At 43.3% G+C, this 19,489-nt stretch carries 14 protein-coding genes; 1 reads left to right on the forward strand and 13 read right to left on the reverse strand.

The features are described 5' to 3' along the window. Position 1: 1 nt before the first annotated feature. The 6 genes from ACSQ8O_RS34385 to ACSQ8O_RS34410 form a co-directional block, all read right to left on the reverse strand. Positions 2-1,804 (reverse strand): sensor histidine kinase, encoded by a 1,803-nt coding sequence (locus ACSQ8O_RS34385; protein WP_436245381.1) that lies wholly within the window; start codon positions 1,802-1,804, stop codon positions 2-4. Between the two features lie 116 nt (positions 1,805-1,920). Further along, complete coding sequence (locus ACSQ8O_RS34390; protein WP_436245382.1) at positions 1,921-3,894, reverse strand: DUF4838 domain-containing protein; 1,974 nt, start codon at positions 3,892-3,894, stop codon at positions 1,921-1,923. Between the two features lie 15 nt (positions 3,895-3,909). Next, on the reverse strand, positions 3,910-4,776 hold the full coding sequence (locus ACSQ8O_RS34395; protein WP_436245383.1) for a carbohydrate ABC transporter permease: 867 nt from the start codon (positions 4,774-4,776) through the stop codon (positions 3,910-3,912). Between the two features lie 35 nt (positions 4,777-4,811). Next, positions 4,812-5,780: an ABC transporter permease gene (locus ACSQ8O_RS34400; RefSeq protein WP_436245384.1), complete on the reverse strand. Its 969-nt coding sequence runs from the start codon at positions 5,778-5,780 to the stop codon at positions 4,812-4,814. Between the two features lie 111 nt (positions 5,781-5,891). Next, on the reverse strand, positions 5,892-7,514 hold the full coding sequence (locus ACSQ8O_RS34405) for an extracellular solute-binding protein (RefSeq protein ID WP_436245385.1): 1,623 nt from the start codon (positions 7,512-7,514) through the stop codon (positions 5,892-5,894). 117 nt (positions 7,515-7,631) lie between these two features. Further along, positions 7,632-9,002 (reverse strand): hypothetical protein, encoded by a 1,371-nt coding sequence (locus tag ACSQ8O_RS34410; protein ID WP_436245386.1) that lies wholly within the window; start codon positions 9,000-9,002, stop codon positions 7,632-7,634. 430 nt (positions 9,003-9,432) lie between these two features. Here ACSQ8O_RS34410 and ACSQ8O_RS34415 point away from each other — a divergent pair, with 430 nt between their 5' ends. Continuing rightward, positions 9,433-12,015, forward strand: a complete 2,583-nt coding sequence (locus ACSQ8O_RS34415) for a LamG domain-containing protein (RefSeq protein ID WP_436245426.1) — start codon at positions 9,433-9,435, stop codon at positions 12,013-12,015. 100 nt (positions 12,016-12,115) lie between these two features. Here the strand turns inward: ACSQ8O_RS34415 and ACSQ8O_RS34420 are convergent, their stop codons facing one another. From ACSQ8O_RS34420 to ACSQ8O_RS34450, 7 genes are all read right to left on the reverse strand, one after another. Further along, positions 12,116-12,934 carry a carbohydrate ABC transporter permease gene (locus tag ACSQ8O_RS34420; RefSeq protein WP_436245387.1) on the reverse strand — a complete coding sequence of 273 codons (819 nt, stop codon included), beginning with the start codon at positions 12,932-12,934 and terminating at the stop codon, positions 12,116-12,118. An 8-nt stretch (positions 12,935-12,942) separates the two neighbouring features. After that, positions 12,943-13,842: a carbohydrate ABC transporter permease gene (locus ACSQ8O_RS34425; protein WP_436245388.1), complete on the reverse strand. Its 900-nt coding sequence runs from the start codon at positions 13,840-13,842 to the stop codon at positions 12,943-12,945. 72 nt (positions 13,843-13,914) lie between these two features. Continuing rightward, positions 13,915-15,225: an ABC transporter substrate-binding protein gene (locus tag ACSQ8O_RS34430; RefSeq protein ID WP_436245389.1), complete on the reverse strand. Its 1,311-nt coding sequence runs from the start codon at positions 15,223-15,225 to the stop codon at positions 13,915-13,917. Between the two features lie 60 nt (positions 15,226-15,285). Next, a complete protein-coding gene (locus ACSQ8O_RS34435) occupies positions 15,286-17,052 on the reverse strand; it encodes a sensor histidine kinase (RefSeq protein WP_436245390.1) in 1,767 nt (588 codons plus the stop codon). Beyond that, entirely contained in the window at positions 17,049-17,876 is an 828-nt protein-coding gene (locus tag ACSQ8O_RS34440; RefSeq protein WP_436245391.1) for a response regulator transcription factor, read from the reverse strand. The genes ACSQ8O_RS34435 and ACSQ8O_RS34440 overlap by 4 nt, the downstream gene beginning before the upstream one ends. Before the next feature lie 81 nt (positions 17,877-17,957). Continuing rightward, positions 17,958-18,563 (reverse strand): FumA C-terminus/TtdB family hydratase beta subunit, encoded by a 606-nt coding sequence (locus ACSQ8O_RS34445; protein ID WP_436245392.1) that lies wholly within the window; start codon positions 18,561-18,563, stop codon positions 17,958-17,960. Between the two features lie 15 nt (positions 18,564-18,578). Beyond that, positions 18,579-19,484, reverse strand: coding sequence for a fumarate hydratase (locus tag ACSQ8O_RS34450; RefSeq protein WP_436245393.1), 906 nt, complete (start codon positions 19,482-19,484; stop codon positions 18,579-18,581). Positions 19,485-19,489 lie beyond the last annotated feature (5 nt).

Below are 19,489 nucleotides of genomic sequence, written 5' to 3' on the forward strand. Positions count from 1 at the left end.
CTTACCTCCCTGGCAATGTAATATCCATTTGTGTACCGTTCCGCCCTGACTCACGGATATATATGCCGTATGGTTCTCCGAATGTAAGTCGAAGGCGGCTGTGCACATTCCACAATCCAAGATTTTTCTCTTGAAATTGATGCTCGCGAACCATTTGTTGAATAGTGACCTCCGTAAATAATCGGTTCAACCTATTCAACGTCTCCTGAGTCATTCCATTTCCTTTATCAATTAACGAAATGACATACGTACGATCATCTGTGAAACTTCCAGATATTTTCAAGTACTCTGGCTTGCGACCATGATCTTCGTATCCGTGCTGAAAGGCGTTTTCCACAAGCGGTTGTAAAATGAGACGTACAGTGGAAATTTGCATCGCTTCAACCTCATCAACATCCCATTCAACTTTGAGGCCTTCATAGCGCTCTTTTTGAATAGACAAGTATGTCTGCATATGTTCAATTTCTTCCAAAAGTGTGACCGTTTTTTGTGGATTTCCGACGTTATAACGGAACATTTTGGCGATGGAGGTCACCATTTTACTAATCGGCCTTACCCCAGCTTCAATGGCATAGGAATTCACTACCTCCAACGTGTTGTAAAGAAAGTGTGGATTAATTTGCGACTGTAAGATAAGAAGGCTTGACTCCATTTGCTTAATTTCATTTTCCTTTTGTTTCAACTCAGCTAAATGCACAACTTCAATTAGCCTTTTGATTTCGGAGACCATGTTGTTAAAGCTGCCGAACAGGCTGCCAATTTCTTTGCTTTTATGCGCTGGCGCACGAACATCCAGATTTCCGTTTTCGGCTTTGCGCATAAGTTTCTGTAGAAGGAGCAATGAACGTGTTATGGAGAGTGTGAAAGTCCCAACTGCTACTAGAACCAAAGCAACTAATACAATGCCAATTCCAAGTGTGATATAACGCAGATTCATCAAGCTGCCGATGAGTTCTTCCAGCGGGAGCTCATCCACAATGACCCAGCCTGTAGATTTAAGATCATCGTAAATGACGAGTTTCTTCTTACCTGTTGATCGATCGATATAAAAGCCGCTCTTCTCTTCTCCTTGCAGACCCGTGTAAGTTGGAACTGCCTCATTCACATACTTGCCCCACAACTTTTCATCCTGGTGATAGATGATTCGATTCTCCGAATCCATCACCCAGATTAAATCAGAATTGCCTAGCTTTACGTTTTCCAGCAAACGAGGAATCACTTTATAATTCACATCAATAATGAGCATTGCTCTTATTTTGTTTTTTGAGATATCCCGCAAATCGCGCGTTATTGTAAGCACATTTGAGGAGTTAACTTTTCGGACGCCTTCGATGTTGAAGTTTTTGAATGTCCGGTTCGTTGTACGATTCCCCTTATATTCGCTAAAAGCTTCAAGAGAACCACGGTCCTCATAGCTGCTCACGATCAAACCATCCTCTGAGACAATGGAGAGATTAATAATGTCTGTTCGTACCGATAATATATTTAAAAATAGCTCATTGTCTATTTTTCTCTTCATAGTGTACATATCGTAAGTGTCTGCATTTGTTGAATTTATAAACTGATTCACTAATGGAGAAGTTAAAACGGGTGAAGTGATGGTATCTAGCTCCACGAAGTAAGAGTCGAGGTTATCATTAACTTGTTCTACAATTTGACGGCTGTAGTGTATCGCGTTATTTTCGATACTTTGAGTAGACTGTTCGTACCAGATCATGCCAGATACTATAAAAGGGATAAAGACAAAGCCAAGAACTAGGATGGCCAATTTCACATGCATCGATAGCTTCCTAATTTGGACCATCCTAATCCCACCTACCAGCTTTTTAAAACCTATTATACCATGGAAGCGTTTCATTTTGGACAACCTTTTTAGGACTCAAGCGTATGTCCGAAGAAGATTCCCCGTTGGACATAAGCTTAGGTGACTTCTCCGCCGAAATGTGTTTTCGTTTCATCATCAAACATCTTGTGCAGTGTTTGAATATACAGAAATACATCAAAAACAGGCTGGTACAGATCTTCATTACGCTGGACATAATCGGACGTTTTTGCCCAAAGTTGTCGCGCTTCCTCTGCCTTACCATCCGCTCTGGCCTCTAAAGCACCAGCAAAAAGACTTATGATTTCGGCATGAATTTGTAAATATTCCCAAGATTTTGCGATCGTTGGATGGAGCTCAGAACCTATGTTTCTCTCCAAAACAGGTCGAAAAGCGTTCACTACCTCTTGTACAAAACGCAATTTGTCAGCTGCTTCACGGCTGACTCTCGGCTTCTCGCCTCTCATATAAGGTGGATCAAAAAGGTCAGAGATCGTTTTTAAATAAGTTAAACAAGCTTCACCCTCATCCCCGAAGGAATCAATGAAATATGCTTTAGCTAATTGCTTAAAGTCCGCTTCATCGTTCCATAACGTTTTTCCAAGCACATACATGCCTAGGCCAGTTGGGAAAAAGGATCGCTGCGTTTGATCACTGATGATTCCGTTTAAACGAAGCATCTTTAGATTTTTCACATCTTGACTGATCATCTCCGCCATTTGGAAATACCCAGGATCAAGATAATGATCCCACATATGATGATACTCGTAGGTAAAGCCATCACCATCAAATAAATGTTGCCACGCTTTCAAGAAGGCCACATTCTCTCGGATGTTCGTTGGGAACTTCAGTTTGTTTCGAACAAATGGTTGGATTTCGATACCCGATGTATCCGAATCGTAGCTTCGGCTGTACGTTCGGCTAATGGGTGCGAATAAAAGCATGAATCGACCCGGATTTTTCAATGTTACATTTTGGGGTACCCACAATAGATCCAAATAAAGCAAGAAAACAACTCTCGTACTCAAATTTCGTATAGACAATTCCTCGTCTAATTCATTTAACATCATGATATAAAAATCAGAGGGCAGCTCCTTAACGCAATTTTCACATTCGCAGTGGTTATTGAATGCATCAGCTAGCCAAAAATGCAGCATATCGATTTGAGGGTTATTTTGCGCATGTTCGGCAGCGTATTGGACGACCAACCTTCTTACGTCCGGATTGGAGAAGCATAAATTCGTATTCAGCGGTACGCCGTGCCATAGCTCCCTCTTTCCATCCACTAAGGCAAAATAACGAGATTTCTCTTCTTCAACCGTATAATCAACAGAATCCCAGCCTAGACAAGGAAGTCCAAGTGGCTCGCCTGTCCAGCCGTGGCCTACTGCATGATAAAGCAGACCCCGTTTTTTGATTTCATGCTCCATCTCCACCGTAAAAGCATCTACTTGTTCGATTGTAATGGTCTCGGGTTGTTTGTACTTGTTATGCCGATGACCATACCAACGGTCAAAAAATGTAAAGGGGGTTTTGAATTCCAGGAAGTAGGAATTGAAGCCTGCTTTCGGCGCCCAATGTATGTTGTCCAGCATATTTTCGATGCTGACTGCTCCCTCGATACAAAGCCCTCTATGTCGATATGCGGCGATCTCGTTAACCTGAACGTTTATCGTGTCCAAAGCCCTCTTAGGAACATAATCTCCATCCGCTCCGGGGCGCAGCCAACGACATCCTGCCTCTTCGAGGAATCGATAAACTCCCAGCAAAACGCTGCGGGGATTGGAACCGACAATGCGCCCCTTTCCGTCAGTTACATCGATATAGATGGCATCATCCAGCTCGGGATTATCTAATTCAGGCAGCGGAATTCCTAATTCTTCGAACAGTCCTATCCAGAGGTGCGAAGTTCCTTCCTCGGTATAGACGACTTTTTTTAGCGTGTCTACACGAGAATCCGGGGACATCCGAAGCAGAAAACCTGACAGCTCCTGAATGGCAAAATGAATTGTTGGTTGTTCTTGGGTCGTGGCAATCGTCACTATTTTGACATCTGCATTGTTCAATAACATGGTTGGAATTTCCTCCTATTCCTTCAAAGAGCCAACATTGGCGCCTTTGACGAAATATTTTTGCAAGAATGGATAGACGAGAATGATTGGTCCCGTTGCAAAAATGATAACTGCGGACTTCATGGATTCGACGGTGTGTTCGAGAATTTGGGATTGGTCGAACTCGAGCGACAGTTGACTATCCTGGACGATGCCCCGCAATATAATTTGCAGTGGATACATCTGTTTGTCTCGGATGTAGATCAAAGCATCAAAATATGAGTTCCACTCGCCTACCGCATGAAAAAGCCCTAAAGTCGCGAATACGGGCAGAGATAACGGGATCGTAATTCGGGCAAAAATTCCGAATTCAGAACATCCATCAATGGAAGCAGCATCGAACAACTCGGATGAGATTCCCTGAAAGAAAGTTTTCATAATAATGACACCGAACGCGCCAACTGCTCCTGGAAGAATTAGAGCCCAGTACGTATTGATCATTCCTAAACTTTTGATGACTAGAAATTTAGGTATGAGCGGTACTGAGAAAATGAAGGTTACAATAATGAGTTTCAATATTAGTTTACGACCTGGCATCATCGATCTTGAAAGCGCATAAGCCATTGTAGAGGTAAAAAACAAATAGGCAAGAGTCCCCATAATAGTAATGAAGCAAGTAACAGCCATAGCCCTCCACATATGGGCTTGCGTAAGTATGATTTGATATACGGACGTATTAAACCCTTTTGGCCAAATAAAGACTTGATTTAATTTCACATATTCATTTGAACTTAGAGAAACTGCAAGCACATGCAGCATAGGAGCAAACATGGAGAGGCTAAGCACTGTAAAGAACAATCCGTTAAGGAAATGAAACAATCGTTCAGATTTATAAATTGGCAATGTCCAGTCCTCCTTTCTCCAAAAGAAAAGATCCCTTAGTAGATACTCTCTCCTGTTACGCGTTTAGCTAACTTGTTCATTCCAAAAATTAAAATAAGTCCTACGACTGCTTTGAAAAATCCGAGGGCCGTCGTATAACTGTATTGTGCACCTTGAATACCCACCCGATAAATATAGACATCAAACACATCCGCAACATTCCGGTTAAGCGAGTTGGCATAAATCAAGATTTCTTCAACACCGGTATCCAGGATATGACCGATTCGCAACAGGAGTAAGATGACAAGTGTGGGCATCAAGCTAGGCAGCGTAATGTACCACATTTGCTTCCATCGGTTCGCGCCGTCAACTGTTGCAGCTTCATATATATTAGGGTTGATACCAGCAATAGCTGCTAAATAAAGAATCATACCCCAGCCAACTTCTTTCCATATCGCAGAACTGACTACAATTGTTCTGAAAAACCGAGAATCCTGTAGGAAGATGATTCTATCCATACCGAACCATGCGAGGAGATCATTAATAATCCCTTGAGGATCAAGCAGTTGATAGAATATTCCTCCAACGATTACCCATGACAAGAAGTGAGGGAAATACAACAACGTCTGTATCGTACGTTTAAACAGCATCTGCCTGATCTCATTCAAAAACAATGCTAGAATAATGGGTGCTGGGAAACTAAAAAATAGCCTATAAAAACTAATAATTAGGGTGTTTTTAAGAAGATGGTAGAAATCATACAATGAAAACATGTTCTTAAAATGCAAAAAGCCTACCCACTGACTGCCGAAAATACCTTTGAAAATGTCATACTTTTGAAAAACAATCACATTCCCAAACAATGGGATATATTTGAATATGGCAAAATGTATTAACCCTGGCAAGCAAATAAGGAATAGAGCCAGCTTCCGATTGGAACTGATCTTGTTAATAAGGAATGGGATGTTAAATCGTGAAAGCTTCCGATTTGGAGCGATATTTTTAGTTAGGGAAGTGTTGCTCATCAGAATACCACCTTTACTCGATTGCTCAACAGCGTACAACGTAACGTATTTGAATGATGGAAATTAGAGATGAAAGGGGAAGTTTTCACTTCCCCCTCAAGTTGCTCATCATTATTTCTTTTTGTTTTTAGCATACCAGTCATTTGCTTCCTTAATCGCCTGTTCTCCGCCGCGTTTTTTCCAATCAGCAACGAAATTGTCAAAGCCTTTATCAGGATCAATCTTGCCAATCATAATTTGAGTAAGAGTATCCAGGAACAATGAACCAGCAGCGAAACCAAGTTCTGGTTTTGTTTTGATCGTGTCTGGCGTTGGCATGCTCATACTTGGAATCTCGAACAAGTTCTTCTCTTCGAATCCCACGCCTTTTTTAACCAACTCAGGATCAATGACGCCTTCTCTTTTAATCACTTCAGGATCCATCCGTGTATCGCCTGACGGATTCACCATTGTTTGGTATTGCAGCTTTTCATTCGCGTTTGCAGGTAGCTTAGGATCCCAAGTAATTTGACCGTTGGCTTCTGTGTAGTTACGGTCTTTGATACCGTAACGGAAGAATGTGTCCTTTTTCGCGTTATCCGAGTAGGTCCAGTCAAGGAATTGGACGAAGCGCTCTGGATTTTTCGCGTTTTTGGTCAGAATATACACTTTGGCGATACCCGTTCCTTTTGGACCGAGTATATATTTGCCATCGGCTTGCTTCATACCTGGCAGCAAGTCGATTTTCGCGCTTTTTCCAGCAAATTTATCTGGCGTCCAACTATTCAAATTCCGCAAATCGTGACTCCAAGTAGCCACTTTATCGTCTTGAATCGCCTTAACCCAGTCTGCGTCTTTCACGTTGATAAAGTCTTTGTTAATATAGCCTTTATCGTATAGCATTTTGTAAAACAACATAGCTTCTTTCATTTTCGGATTAATAATATCCGGGATGAACTGGCCGTTTACATCATGCCAAACAAGCGCTCCATTCTCACCCGGTGAAATACCTTGCGCATAGAAGAAGAAGTTACTGAATCCAAACATACCACGAATTTCATATCCGACTTCGTCATTTTTTCCATTGCCATTTAGATCAGTTGTTTTTACCTTTTCGAAGAAAGCAAGATACTCTTCCATCGTCTCAGGTTGTTTCATGCCTAATTTATCGAGCCAATCCTTGCGGATCAGAAGTGCTTGAGGGTTGATTGGAGTTAACAGTTTCGGAATCCCGTAAATTTTTCCATCTTTGCTCAAAGCGGGAAGGGACCAAGTCGCTTCAGGAACTTTTGCCTTAATATTTTTACCGTACTTGTCAATCAAATCGTTTAATGGAAGGAATATGCCATTCTCCACCGCAGTAGCATGTGCAGAGTTAAGAATGGAGTCCGATGTTACAACTTCTGGAATGTCACCAGACGCGAAACGAACAGTCACTTGCTGTGTATAATCGGCCGATGGGATGAATTCATACTTAATCGTAGTCGGCTGACCTGAAAATTCGGAAAATAATCTTGCCATTTCCGTGTGATACGGATCCTCTTTTGTTGCCGTCTTGGAGTATGCATAACCACCATCGTTGGATATAACGTTAAACGTAGCCTGAACCTTTGGTGCCTCTGTTGCCTTGGATGTTTCTGTTGTTGCAGTTGCTTTAGTATCTGTAGCTGAAGGCGCATCATTAGAGCTACATGCTGTAAGCAATACGGAAATACTCACCGAGACTGAGAGTGCTGCGGGTAACCACTTTTTCATGCGTTTTCCCCCTTTACCTTGCTTCATATTGGCTATACGTAAACGTTTTACGTTTCTTCTAGCTTAAAAGAAATAGAGACATCCGAATATGGAAGAAATAGTTCTTGTTATGTGCTTTTATGACTTATTTACTATGATTAGCCCCCCTTTTGGAGTTTGTAGCCTTTTCTCTGCCTCTTTGACGGCACCTAGGATAATCCATTCATTCTCCGGTACGAAAGGCCCGCGATACCCGTGAAGGACGAATGCCTCCGCTTCATAACCGCCTTCTATTAAAATTTGACGTGTAGGTATATAGGTAGGAACTCCGTTGCTGTAGCCTAATACCATTACGTTCATTGTGGTGAACAACCTTTTAATCTGTAAGGCATATTCAGTGGGTACCTCTCCTTCCAATGCGATTATACGGAACCCCTCACTCAGCCCCCACACTGTGATTGTAAAAGGAAGAATTTTGCGCACTCTGCCCTCGTAAATGGCTTCGATCGTTCGTCTTGCAGCTCGTCTTCTATAATCGGTTTTCGTTTCGTCATCTACGATGGCAAGCATTTCAGTAAGCCCCCAAGGCTCAGTGAAAAGTCTAACTTCCAACTCCACAGTCTGCATCTCTCCTGTAAGCTGCACAGCTTCACACTCAGACATGATTCGCTTAACATCTTCCGCCAATTCCACCCCAGCTTCTCGCATTTCTTCTTCCGAGCACGATTTGAATCGCTCTCCAATTACTGTTTTCAGCGGTTTTATGTCCGCAGCGCAGCCTTGTAAAAATATCGCAATGCTACCCGGAAACGATGCTTCCAATTCCGTGCATGCTTGACCTACAAACTCCGCCGAAATCTTATTCGGCCCAATACAAGTCGGATGACATCCGTAGCTGAACAACAGACCCTTAAGCTCACCCTGCGAATCCTGGAATTGAAGCACGAAAAGGTCTTGATCTGTTTCTGCTTGGAAATTGGGCTTAAACAACAGGCCTTCATCTGTCATGAGCCGTCTACATACCCCTGCTTTAGATATCCCTTTCATGAGTTGAAGCGTACCTTCTACTAGGTTTTCCGAACATTGCTTCACCAAGCCGACTATCGTATCGCGAATAAAACGAAAATAACGGATGTCCTCCGTGTAATCGATGTCCGTGTCATTCTCCGGCCATCGCTCTTGCCCAAGGCTGTACCCGCCTCTGCGTCCTTCTTGTGCCTCTCCTGTTAAAAATACGGAGCAATGTGTGTGTGAAAAATTAATCAACACCTGCTCGGCTTTTAACCCAGATACTTTTCGAATTGCTTTCTTTATGTCTGTTACAAAACTGCGATCCCCGCCAAGTGCATCCAAAGTAATGACAACAAGCTGGTCCGTGCTTTCAAGCCAGGCAACTTTAACGAAGATGTCATCCAGCACCCCTTCGCTCTTTCGATCCCTAGTTCCGAAGCCGGCTAAAAAAACAGGAGTATCTGGCGTAATGCATTGTTTTACGACCGCGAATTTCAAAAAAATCAACTCCTACTTGTATGAGTTGCGCCAACTCAATCCCTTCTCTTAATAGTACTTGGAGCGGTGAAAAAGAAATATGTTCAGACGCCAAAAATTATGTGTTTTTATGAATGCATCAAATAAATGCTTCCCCAATCGATTTAGCCATGAATTAATAAAAAAACACATATACATGGCAATCCATTTCCGCTATATCTTAAGATGCAGGGAACCTATTTCATGGAAAGGAGGCCTTACGTAAGGAAGCTGAGATCCAACTAGTTCAACTCGTTTCGAAGGTCAAGGTTTCAAATGTGCCAATTACACAATGGTCGGATGCACATCGGGTTTGTAGTCATCGTATATGTTAATACAGACTGCCATCTAGAGATGATGATTGCATCTGGATGTCCCGATCACAAATCCGGAAATGGAGTGTGAAACGGTGATGAGAATGAAGTCTTTCCAATTGTTTAAGAAGTCTGTATTATCCGCTGCTGTAACTCTTCTAACTGTTGCTTCCGCTGTCTTAACTCTCCCTCCTCAGCATGCACTTGCTGCATCCGAATTCACAATTAATACAGGTACTGTGTTGCAATCTGATTTCGTCGGCAGTGGTACGGAGTACAATCAGAACCTTTACTCAACGATTAGCTCAGTAGACGGAATTACTGCAGGTAACATTGGTCTATTGGAAACTAAAGTAAAAGCGCTTGATTCGCAAATCGTTCGAATCTTCTATGATTCCAGAGGCGAAGATACCATCACTTACCCGGATTATATGACCTCCTTCGAGCAAACTGTGGCATTGGCGCAAAGCTCTGGCGCTGAAGTTAACATCACCTATTGGCATGGTCCTTACACCAGTATAACGACGCAGATGCAGACTTTTGCGAACGAGTTGTACCGTTTGAAAGTTACGCTTGGTTATTCCAACGTCAAGTACGTTACGATTCAAAACGAAGTCAACTCGACCGCTATTACGCAAAGCGATTATGAAACATTCTACCGAACGCTGAACACACAGCTTACAACGCTTGGAATTAAGAGCGGCATCAAGTTTATCGGTGGCGATCTGTTGCTTAATAATCAACAGTCCTGGTTCGATTACATGGATGCCCACATGACGGATATCCTTGATGGTTACTCCATTCACATTTACTGGGATTATGATGATGTGCAGTATGGGATTGATCGTTTAGATGGCGTACGCACGATTATTAATGGTTTATCGGCGGCTGGGCAAAAGCCAGTGTACATCATGGAGTACGGGGCACGTGGTGAGAAGACGACTTGCACTTACGACCCAGGTTGCTTAAACGGCACATCTACCCCTATCGGAGATACTGTGATCAGCGCTTATGAACATGCCGAATTTACGATGAATGCGATGAAGAGGAAGTTCGTTGCCCTGACTAAATGGGATGCTTACAAAGCGAAGTATGATAATGGAACGCAGTACCACAGTGAAATCGGTAGTGGAACAGATGGCTACCCATTGAAGCCCGTGTATAACGCAACGCGGTTGTTCACACACACGGCTAACAGTCACTGGAACCTCGTGAGTGTATCCGGTTCGGTTAGTGGTAAGATCGTGAATGCCCTCAAAGATCCAAGCTCTAACAATTTGGCAGTCTATGCACTGAACGACACAGGTGCTGCGACAACCATCTCTTTTAACGGAGTTGGCGCAAATACAGCGTTCCGATTGTTCGTTTGGAATGAGAATGGTGATGGTGGTATTACAGATAAAGGTATCGTTTCTGCTGACTTTATCGGACATATCCAAGTACGCCTAAACTCGCAAAGTTTTGCAGCATTTACGACGCTGAATGTTACCGACTTGGAACGTCAAGGTTATTGGAATTTCGACGAAACCAGTGGTGCTGTTACGGCTGATGGCACGGAATATGCTCGTAATGGAACTGTGGTAAGCGGTGGCGGTTGGATTGGCGGCAAGATTAGCAATGCTTTGGATTTCAACGGTTCTTCCACTTATGTTACGACTCCGCACATCTTGAACCCAGCCTCCCCATCCAACTATGGCGCATTTAGCGCTTCGGGTTGGGTGAGACCGGACACAGACACGGGCCTTTCTCAATACATCCTCCAGCAAGACGGAACCAATGGTAAGGTATGGTTGTTGCGTTACCTAGACGGTCGCCTTGAAACTTTCCTCGGCGGTATAGGAACGTTCTCCACTGGCACAATTCCGCTCAATTCGTGGACACACGTAGCCGTGACTTATGATGGCACGACAGTCCGTCTGTTCTTGAATGGTGTACAGGATGGTTCTCGTACGATTGCAATGAATTCTGAGCCTGTCGGTGGAATGATTATTGGTGCAAGTAAGACTCTTGGCAACCTCTTCAACGGAGGAATTGACGAAATTTCCATTTACAACCGTCAGTTGACCGCGAACGAGATCAAGGACCAGTACAATAGCACTTGGTGGAAATTCAACGAGACTTCCGGTACTGTAGGCAGCGACTCCGCAAGCTATAGCCAAGCAGCCACATTGATTAACGGCGCTAGCTTCGCTTCAGGTCGAGTTGGTAATGCGCTATATTTGGATGGCGTAAACGACTATGCTACTACGCCAAATGTTGCAAATCCAGGCACTAGCAGCTTCACTGCAACGGCATGGGTGAAACATGATGGTGCTGCTAGTACGGCAAAATACGTATTACAACAAGACGGTACTAATGGTAAGATTTGGTTGTATCGCGATAGCACAGGCGTTGTCGGAACATACCTCGGAGGGTTACCGCTACTCGGTACTACAAACATTCCAGTAAACCAGTGGGTCCACCTTGCAGTAACCTACGATGGAACGACGGCAAAAGTCTATATGAACGGTGTTCTTGAGAATTCCGCTGCTAGAACCGTCGCCTCCGAAACTAGTGGGATGATCATTGGCGCAAGCAAAACTTTCGGTAACCTTTGGAAGGGTTGGATCGATGACACGCAAGTATTCAATCGTGCGCTAAGTGGTACCGAAATTTCGGATCAATACGAACTGGGACGTTAATTCCAGTAACCGTCATAGATGTAGAAGAAGCCAACTCCCTATACTAGGGGCTGGCTTCTTTGTTTATACGCATCGATTTCTAACTCCTCTTCTGTCAGCTTTAACCTTTTAAAGCTCCCGCCTGTAGCCCGCTCACAAAGTATTTTTGCAAAAATAAGAACATGACGATAACCGGAGCCAATACGAGTATAAATCCGCCAAACAACAAGCTTAAATCAGTCTGACCAAGGTCTGAGAAAAATTTGTACAGACTTAATGTAACTGTGGGATATTTATTCGAGGTCAATAGGACTAGGGGCAGCAACAAGTCATCCCATATGTGTACGAATTGAAAAATAAATAGTGTGGCGCTGATCGGCTTCATTAGCGGAAAGACAATTTGAACAAATAGACGGATCATCGAACATCCTTCTATCTTGGCAGCTTCCTCCAGCTCGATGGAGATTCCCTTGATAAATCCGACAAACATAAAAATGCTGAACGAGGAAAGCACCCCGATATAAACAGCGGAGATGCCGAAAAAGCTGTTATATAAATGAAATTTTTTCAAGACGAAGATAAGTGGGATGAAAGCCGCCTGAATCGGCATCAAAATGAGCGATACATAAAACCAGTAAACGGACTGAAAAAACCAGTGGTTAATCCGAGCGATCGCGTACGCTGCCATGGCGGAGAAGAAAATGATATACGTCAAACTCATAATGGCAATAGAAAAAGTGACGGCATAAGCTTTAAGTATTTCCATTGCTTTAAACGCTCTTATAAAGTTATCCAGCCCGATACTGAAATCTGGGAAAGCCAATGGATGCTGTTGAATTTGCTTATTGGATTTCAGTGAGTTAACCGCTATTAAATACAATGGGATGCTGTATAAAAGAGCTAGCAGTAGGACGGAACCTTCGAACATTCTTTTTTTCATTCGCGGATTCATTCGTAAGCTCTCCCCTCATATTTCTTAGTCACTACGACGAACAGCAGCGTAATGGCAAGTACAAATATGACCAATACGCAGGCTGCCGCCATTCCGTAGGCCAAATCAAGCGATTGAAATGCGTTTCTATAAATTCGGATCGCTAGCGTTTCGCTAGCACGTGCTGGGCCTCCGCCCGTCAAGGCAAAAGGCAGGTCGAACAGCTTGAGCCCGGACGCCAACCCGATCAACGTGTTTACTGTAATACCAGGTGCAACCATAGGCAGAATGATACTGAAAAATTTCCTGCTTGGCGAAGCCCCATCCATGATGGCCGCTTCCTTTATCTCGTTGGGAACGAACTGCAGGGCAGCCAAATAGACAATCATTATAGGCCCGGTCAGCTGCCAAACCGCTACCAGGATAATGGTGTAGGCCACAAAGTCGGGTGAATCGACCCATAAAACTTTTACTGGTTTCCCCATAAGGCTGCTGATGATTTTGTTCATCAACCCGTTGTTCGTATCCAAAATGTAGCCCCAGACGTACGCCCCTAATACGATTGGAAGTAGTTTAGGGAAATAAAAAAGCGTTCTCATCAAATTTTTCGTTTTGAATGCCTGGTTGACCGCGAGGGCGAGCAGCATACCGATCACATTCGTCAGTAAAGCGATTGCGACTCCCATCCATAGTGTTCGATACATCGTCTTGACGAAAGACGCGTCCGAAAATATTCGCTGATAATTTCTAAAGCCGATAAAACGGTACTCACCCAGTCCGTCCCAATTTGTAAAGCTGTAGTACATTGTTTGAAATACTGGGATTAGCATAAACGTGACTATCATGACAGAGATAGGAAGCAAAAACAGAATGCCGATCCAAAACGTTTTGAGGTTTAAAGAACCTTTCCTTCTCATGTGCGCATTCCTCCAAACTTTTAGCAAAAAAGGAGAGAAGCATGATGTCCCCCCTCCTACCGAACCATTGGTTTATTTTTTGATTTTATCGTTGTATTCCTTGATCCACTCGTCTGCGGCCTTGTTCACATCGCCGCCGAATGTAACGCCTTGCGCCGTCTCAGCCAACTTGATGAAAACGGGGTTCGTCATTGGTTTCAGGTTGGCGAATGTAATGACTTTTCCGGATTTCAGCCAGTTTTGTGTATCGGCAAATACCGGGGACACATCGCCAATACCAGGCATCGCTGACATGTTTTGTTTGGCCTTAATAATCTTGGCGAAATTTTCTTTGCTGAAGAACCAGTTCATGAACGTTTTGGCCTCATCCAGATGTTTCGACTTCGCATTAATAGTCAAACCATCCTCAATTGTATATATATAACTGTTATTCTTATCTGAGGAATAAGGTAAATTCATGAATCCCCATTTAAAGTTGGGGTTATTCTGTTCGATATTTGGCGTAGACCACGTACCGCCAAGAACCATAGCCGCCTGGCCTTTTGCAAACGCCTGATAACCTTGTTCGATGGCATAGGTGTAGCTTCCGGTCAGCACGTATTTATTCAACTTATTGAATCGGTCATAGCCTTCCAACAAGACATCCCTGTATTTGGTCCAATCCACTTTATTGTTTAAATAGGCGGTCTGGAAATCCTTATCCATTAGCCCTTTATTTCCGAACGTCCAGTGGAACACGTTGCCGATGGCCGTTGCCCACTTACCGGAGTACACAAGAAGCGGTACGTTCTTAGCTTTCAACTTTTCTCCGGCATCCATCAATTCCTCCCATGTTTGCGGCGGCTTCGAATAGCCGATGGATTCAAAGAGGGGGATATTGTACGCAAATCCCACGAAGCCAAGACCTGTTGGAAATTCTGCCATTTTCCCGTCCACAGTAACACCACTACGAACATCCTCGGAGAAATTTTTGGCTGCTTGCAATTGACTCATATCGTACAGATAACCCGCCTTGTTAGAAAGTGCGGTCAACTCTTGTAGCGCATTGAGCTGGTAAATGTCCGGCATTTCAGCCGTCGTGATCATCGTTTGTAGCTTAGCATTTCTTTGATCAGCGGGAAGTGTCTCTAGTTCCACATTGATTTCTGGATGCACTTTCTTGAATTCGTTAATCATGCCTAATACCGTATCCTTGTTGACGATCAACCCTTCAGCGATCTGCATCGTGAGAGTAACCGGATCCTTCTTCACCTCGGGCTTTACGCTGCTTTGCGGAAGCGGCTTGTCTGTGCTGACATTGGACGATTCGTTGCTTGAGCACCCTACCGACAACACTAGCAGCAGCGCACTTATGACACCCCATGAAATAGTTTTACGGAACATAGGCACAACCTCCTTTTATATATATCATTATTATAAGAGGCTTTCATTCTTCGTTCTATCCTACGGAATTAGCATATCACTCGTACAGATTTGCTGAGTCACATAATCTTGCTTCATGATGACGTACGTCCCCTTACTAGGAACACTGTTTAAATGGATAGTTCCATTGTGAGATTGAAGTAAAAACCGTTGTGCTGTCACGTATAGCCCTGTTCCCCAATCTTTCAACTCGTCTACGTTGTCCCGGGTCAAGTGCAGATCGATTGGCCCCGGAAAACCTTGGCCGTTATCCCTAACCTCAAAGCAAAGCCTGCCGGCATCCGCATAGACTTTTATCAACAGTTTGGCATTTGGGTTTATTTGTTCGAACCCGTGAATGAATGCATTCTCGATAATGGGTTGTAGAATGAGCTTACTCACCTTGAAGGACATGATCTGATCCTCGAATTCAATTTGAACGTCCACCCGCATACCAATCAACTGCGACTGTAAAAAAATATAATCTCTTAACCATTTTAGTTCTTCTGCGCATGTCACCTTCTCCCCGGGACGGGTCGTTGTATACCGTAAAATAACGGACAGCGCTACGATCAAATCCGATGATTTATCCGGATCTCCCTCGTATACACGGCATTGGATCAAGTCGAGCATATTATAGATAAAGTGAGGGTTGATTTGCGACTCCAGCGACTTCATCTGGAAGTAAAGCTTTTCCTGATATTCCTTCTTTTGATTCTCGAATAGTCGCTGAATCTCCGTAGTCATATCATTGAAAATATCACATAGCATCCCGAGTTCGTCAGTTGAATATTTTCCGATTTTTACATGGAAATGACCTTCCTTGGCTTTTTCCATCTTGTCCGCTAATATGTACAAAGGCTTTAGCTGACGAGTTACAAACCCGATAATCGCAGCCAGCATGAGGATGTTAGCAATGACAAATAGCCCGTTGTTCTGGATTAAAGGCACGATGTAACTCCGTGAAAGACGCTCACTAGAGAGATAGGCCCTGACTTCCCAGTTGTAAGGTTGGATTGTTTGCTTAAAAATATGGGAAGCATCCACCGGAAAACGCTCAGTATGGTCATTCGTATAAATGAGCGTCTCTTGCGCGTCGGTTACTACCGTTTTGATTAATTTGTTATCAGAAGGCGATTTTAGCAGTTGGTCGAACAAGGAGGTATTTACGGTTATCAAACTAACACCCAAGGGACGCAGATCAATCGGGCTGCGAATTACTTGACCAAATGAGATGTAAGTGGATGGATCATCCTCTTGAAAATAGGATCTATGTGCCGAGAACACTGAATTGATTGGACCATTTGCTTTAATTTGTTGAAACCACGGTGCTTCCTTGTAGGATGATAAGAAGTTTGAAACATGTACTTGCGCGGATTGATTGGAGCGTTGATAAATAATGTTGCCTTGCATGGAGAGGTAGGTAAACATGATTTGAGCTTTCATTTGACTGAAGAACTGATTGCTTAGTTGAGTAAATACCGCGTTCACATAAGAGTCATTTATTGGAGAAGGGTTGTCCGATAACAAATTCAATTTGTCGAGCAGCAAGTTATCGCTTTGATAATCCCGGTAAATGGTATCGTTCATTTTCTCGATGGAAACGAGGTTTTGACGAAGAGATTGTATGGAATCCCCTAGAATCGTTTCATACTGATGGACAACAATACCCCGAGTGATGCTTAGCCAAGAGCGAAACAGGACGATTTCAAAGAATAAGAGAGGAATCGTAATAAAGACAATAAAACCAATCACAATTTTTTTGCGGAGGGACGACTTGATCTGTGACGGATACAAGGATCCCCTCATATCGAAAACTCATTGGGCGTTATAGACTTTTGTTTGTATTCCGATGCGGATAAACTCGTTTGTTTACGAAATAAACGGCCAAAGTAGGTAATATTGCCAAAACCAATCATTTTGGCGATGTCGCCAATTTTCATATCCGTATCGTCCATTAGGGTTTTTGCAAGATTGATGCGAAAACTGTTTAGAAATTGTATTAAATTCATCCCTACCTTTCTAGAGAATATGCGGCACAAGTGACTCTCACTAACATGTAATCTCTCAGCCAAACTGCTCAGTGTAATTGCATGCATGTATTCTGTGCTAATAATTCTTAGTACTTGTAGGACGACCTCATCGGTAATTTTCTTCTCAAGAATCAATACGTTTAACTGCTTCTCTGCATATGAACCCAGCGGATATTGGGGCAAACCGAACACAACTGACGTGCTGGCTGTAAGTGATCCTATTCGCGCATCCATATCATCCGCCAGCCGTACCAACACCTCTTCGAGAATAGAATTGGAGATAGGCTTCAATAAGTAATCGAACGCACCGCTGCGAATAGATCGTTGCGTGTACGGGAAATCGGAATAAGCCGATAAAATAATGCATTTCGTTTGCTGCTTCTCTTCCTTGCTTAACCGCTCCAATAGCTCCAAGCCGTCCATAAATGGCATGCGGATATCAATAAAGGCAGCATCTGGACGCGTCACTTGAATCATCTTCAAACCATCCAAACCGTTGTACGCCTTCCCAACAATCTCGTAGTCATCATGCAATCTAGAAATTCGTTTGGTCAATACGTTGCACAATTCCTGTTGATCTTCCACAACTACAATTCGCATACAGAGCCCCCCATTCCCGATAGGTGGATACTACTGAAAGTTGAAAAGGAGCCTGTTATATCACTGGCTCCTTTTTGGTTTCTATTTTATACCTAACCGCTCATAAATCTTATCGAGATTATTTACAGCCTGGGTTTTCACATCTTTATACAAATTTCCACCATAGCTGTCCACGGAAACGAGCAGCGGACCGAAGTCTTTAACTCGCAGCTTCCAAATCGCTTCCGGCATTAAATCTTCCCACCACACATCTTCAATTTCTTCAATCTGTGTGGTCTCAAGCGCTGCTGCTCCTCCTACGATGGAGAAATAAACACCTCCTACTTGGACACAAGCTTGTGCACCCGGCTCAAGCATTCCGCCTTTTCCCGTAATCGCCTTAACGCCGAATTTCTCGAACAATCCTTCTACAAAACGATCCATTCGTGTACTTGTTGTTGTTCCAATACATACCTTCTCATACTTACCATTTTCCAGTTTCTTGACACCAGGAGCTGTATGAATAGTTACAGCGCCTCTAAGTTGCGGGATTAAATCTTCAGGTGGATCAATCTTATGATCAAACATCCGGATCAGGTTCGCATCGCGAATACCGAAAATATGTCCGTTGACTGTAACGGTGTCTCCGACACGAAGCTGTTTAACGAATTCGTCTGTCATTGGCGTTTGAAGTTGATGATGTGCCATGAGAATCTCCCTTCATTAATAACTAATTACAACCGGTTGACTATCTTCAAAGGTAGCTCTAATTCGTCGGGCTGGCCAACACATCATATTAACAGCAACCGGATTCATCGTTATATGCGTATCAGCCGTTTCGATATGAACGGCTAGCGCTGTCACAGCTCCTCCCAATCCATTCGGGCCAATGCCAGTCAGGTTGATCGCATCTAACAGTTCTTCTTCAAGTGCCGCGATAGTCGGATCAGGATTAGGTTTACCAATCTCTCTTGCCGCAGCTTTTTTGGCCAATGCCGTACAGAGATCTGCCGTACCGCCCATCCCAACACCTACTAAGGTTGGAGGACATGGATTCGCTCCTGAATTGATTACACAGTCAATGATAAATTTTTTCGCGCCGTTAAGCCCTTCAGCCGGATATAACATTTTGAGATAACTCATATTTTCGGATCCGGAACCTTTGGGCAGCGCCATCAACTCGATGGACGATCCCTCTACAAATTCCCAATTGAGCACCGGAACTTTCTTACCGATAGCAGTTCCTGTATTTTTACGAGTAATCGTATCGCATACACTTGATCGTAAAGGATGCTCTAATGTGGCCCTTTTCGTACCTTCACGAATGGCTTCTTCCAATCGAATCCCATCGAAACGAACATTTCTGCCAATTTTAATGAAAAAGACAGGGATGCCCGTATCCTGGCAAATCAGCATGTTTTCTTCGTCCGCTACATCAATATTTTTTAAGATTGTACTCAAAATTTGTTTTCCAGTCGCATAGGTTTCTTTATCATAAGCACGTTGTACAGCTGCCCGAATATCAGGAGGAAGATCTTTTAATGACCGAATATAGATGTCTTTACATGCGTTTTCAATTTCCTTATAAACGTGTTCCTCTACTTGCCAGATCGGTTGCATGTTGCTCATTCCCA

Source organism: Paenibacillus sp. LjRoot56 (assembly GCF_964253335.1).
GTDB lineage: Bacteria > Bacillota > Bacilli > Paenibacillales > NBRC-103111 > Paenibacillus_E > Paenibacillus_E allorhizoplanae.

What these genes read in the sequence shown, in the direction of transcription:
- ACSQ8O_RS34385 (WP_436245381.1), bottom strand. Translation starts at nt 1,804, where the DNA reads ATGGTCCAAATTAGGAAGCTATCGATGCATGTGAAATTGGCCATCCTA.
- ACSQ8O_RS34390 (WP_436245382.1), bottom strand. Translation starts at nt 3,894, where the DNA reads ATGTTATTGAACAATGCAGATGTCAAAATAGTGACGATTGCCACGACC.
- ACSQ8O_RS34400 (WP_436245384.1), bottom strand. Translation starts at nt 5,780, where the DNA reads ATGAGCAACACTTCCCTAACTAAAAATATCGCTCCAAATCGGAAGCTT.
- ACSQ8O_RS34405 (WP_436245385.1), bottom strand. Translation starts at nt 7,514, where the DNA reads ATGAAAAAGTGGTTACCCGCAGCACTCTCAGTCTCGGTGAGTATTTCC.
- ACSQ8O_RS34415 (WP_436245426.1), top strand. Translation starts at nt 9,433, where the DNA reads ATGAGAATGAAGTCTTTCCAATTGTTTAAGAAGTCTGTATTATCCGCT.
- ACSQ8O_RS34420 (WP_436245387.1), bottom strand. Translation starts at nt 12,934, where the DNA reads ATGAAAAAAAGAATGTTCGAAGGTTCCGTCCTACTGCTAGCTCTTTTA.
- ACSQ8O_RS34425 (WP_436245388.1), bottom strand. Translation starts at nt 13,842, where the DNA reads ATGAGAAGGAAAGGTTCTTTAAACCTCAAAACGTTTTGGATCGGCATT.
- ACSQ8O_RS34430 (WP_436245389.1), bottom strand. Translation starts at nt 15,225, where the DNA reads ATGTTCCGTAAAACTATTTCATGGGGTGTCATAAGTGCGCTGCTGCTA.
- ACSQ8O_RS34435 (WP_436245390.1), bottom strand. Translation starts at nt 17,052, where the DNA reads ATGAGGGGATCCTTGTATCCGTCACAGATCAAGTCGTCCCTCCGCAAA.
- ACSQ8O_RS34440 (WP_436245391.1), bottom strand. Translation starts at nt 17,876, where the DNA reads ATGCGAATTGTAGTTGTGGAAGATCAACAGGAATTGTGCAACGTATTG.
- ACSQ8O_RS34445 (WP_436245392.1), bottom strand. Translation starts at nt 18,563, where the DNA reads ATGGCACATCATCAACTTCAAACGCCAATGACAGACGAATTCGTTAAA.
- ACSQ8O_RS34450 (WP_436245393.1), bottom strand. Translation starts at nt 19,484, where the DNA reads ATGAGCAACATGCAACCGATCTGGCAAGTAGAGGAACACGTTTATAAG.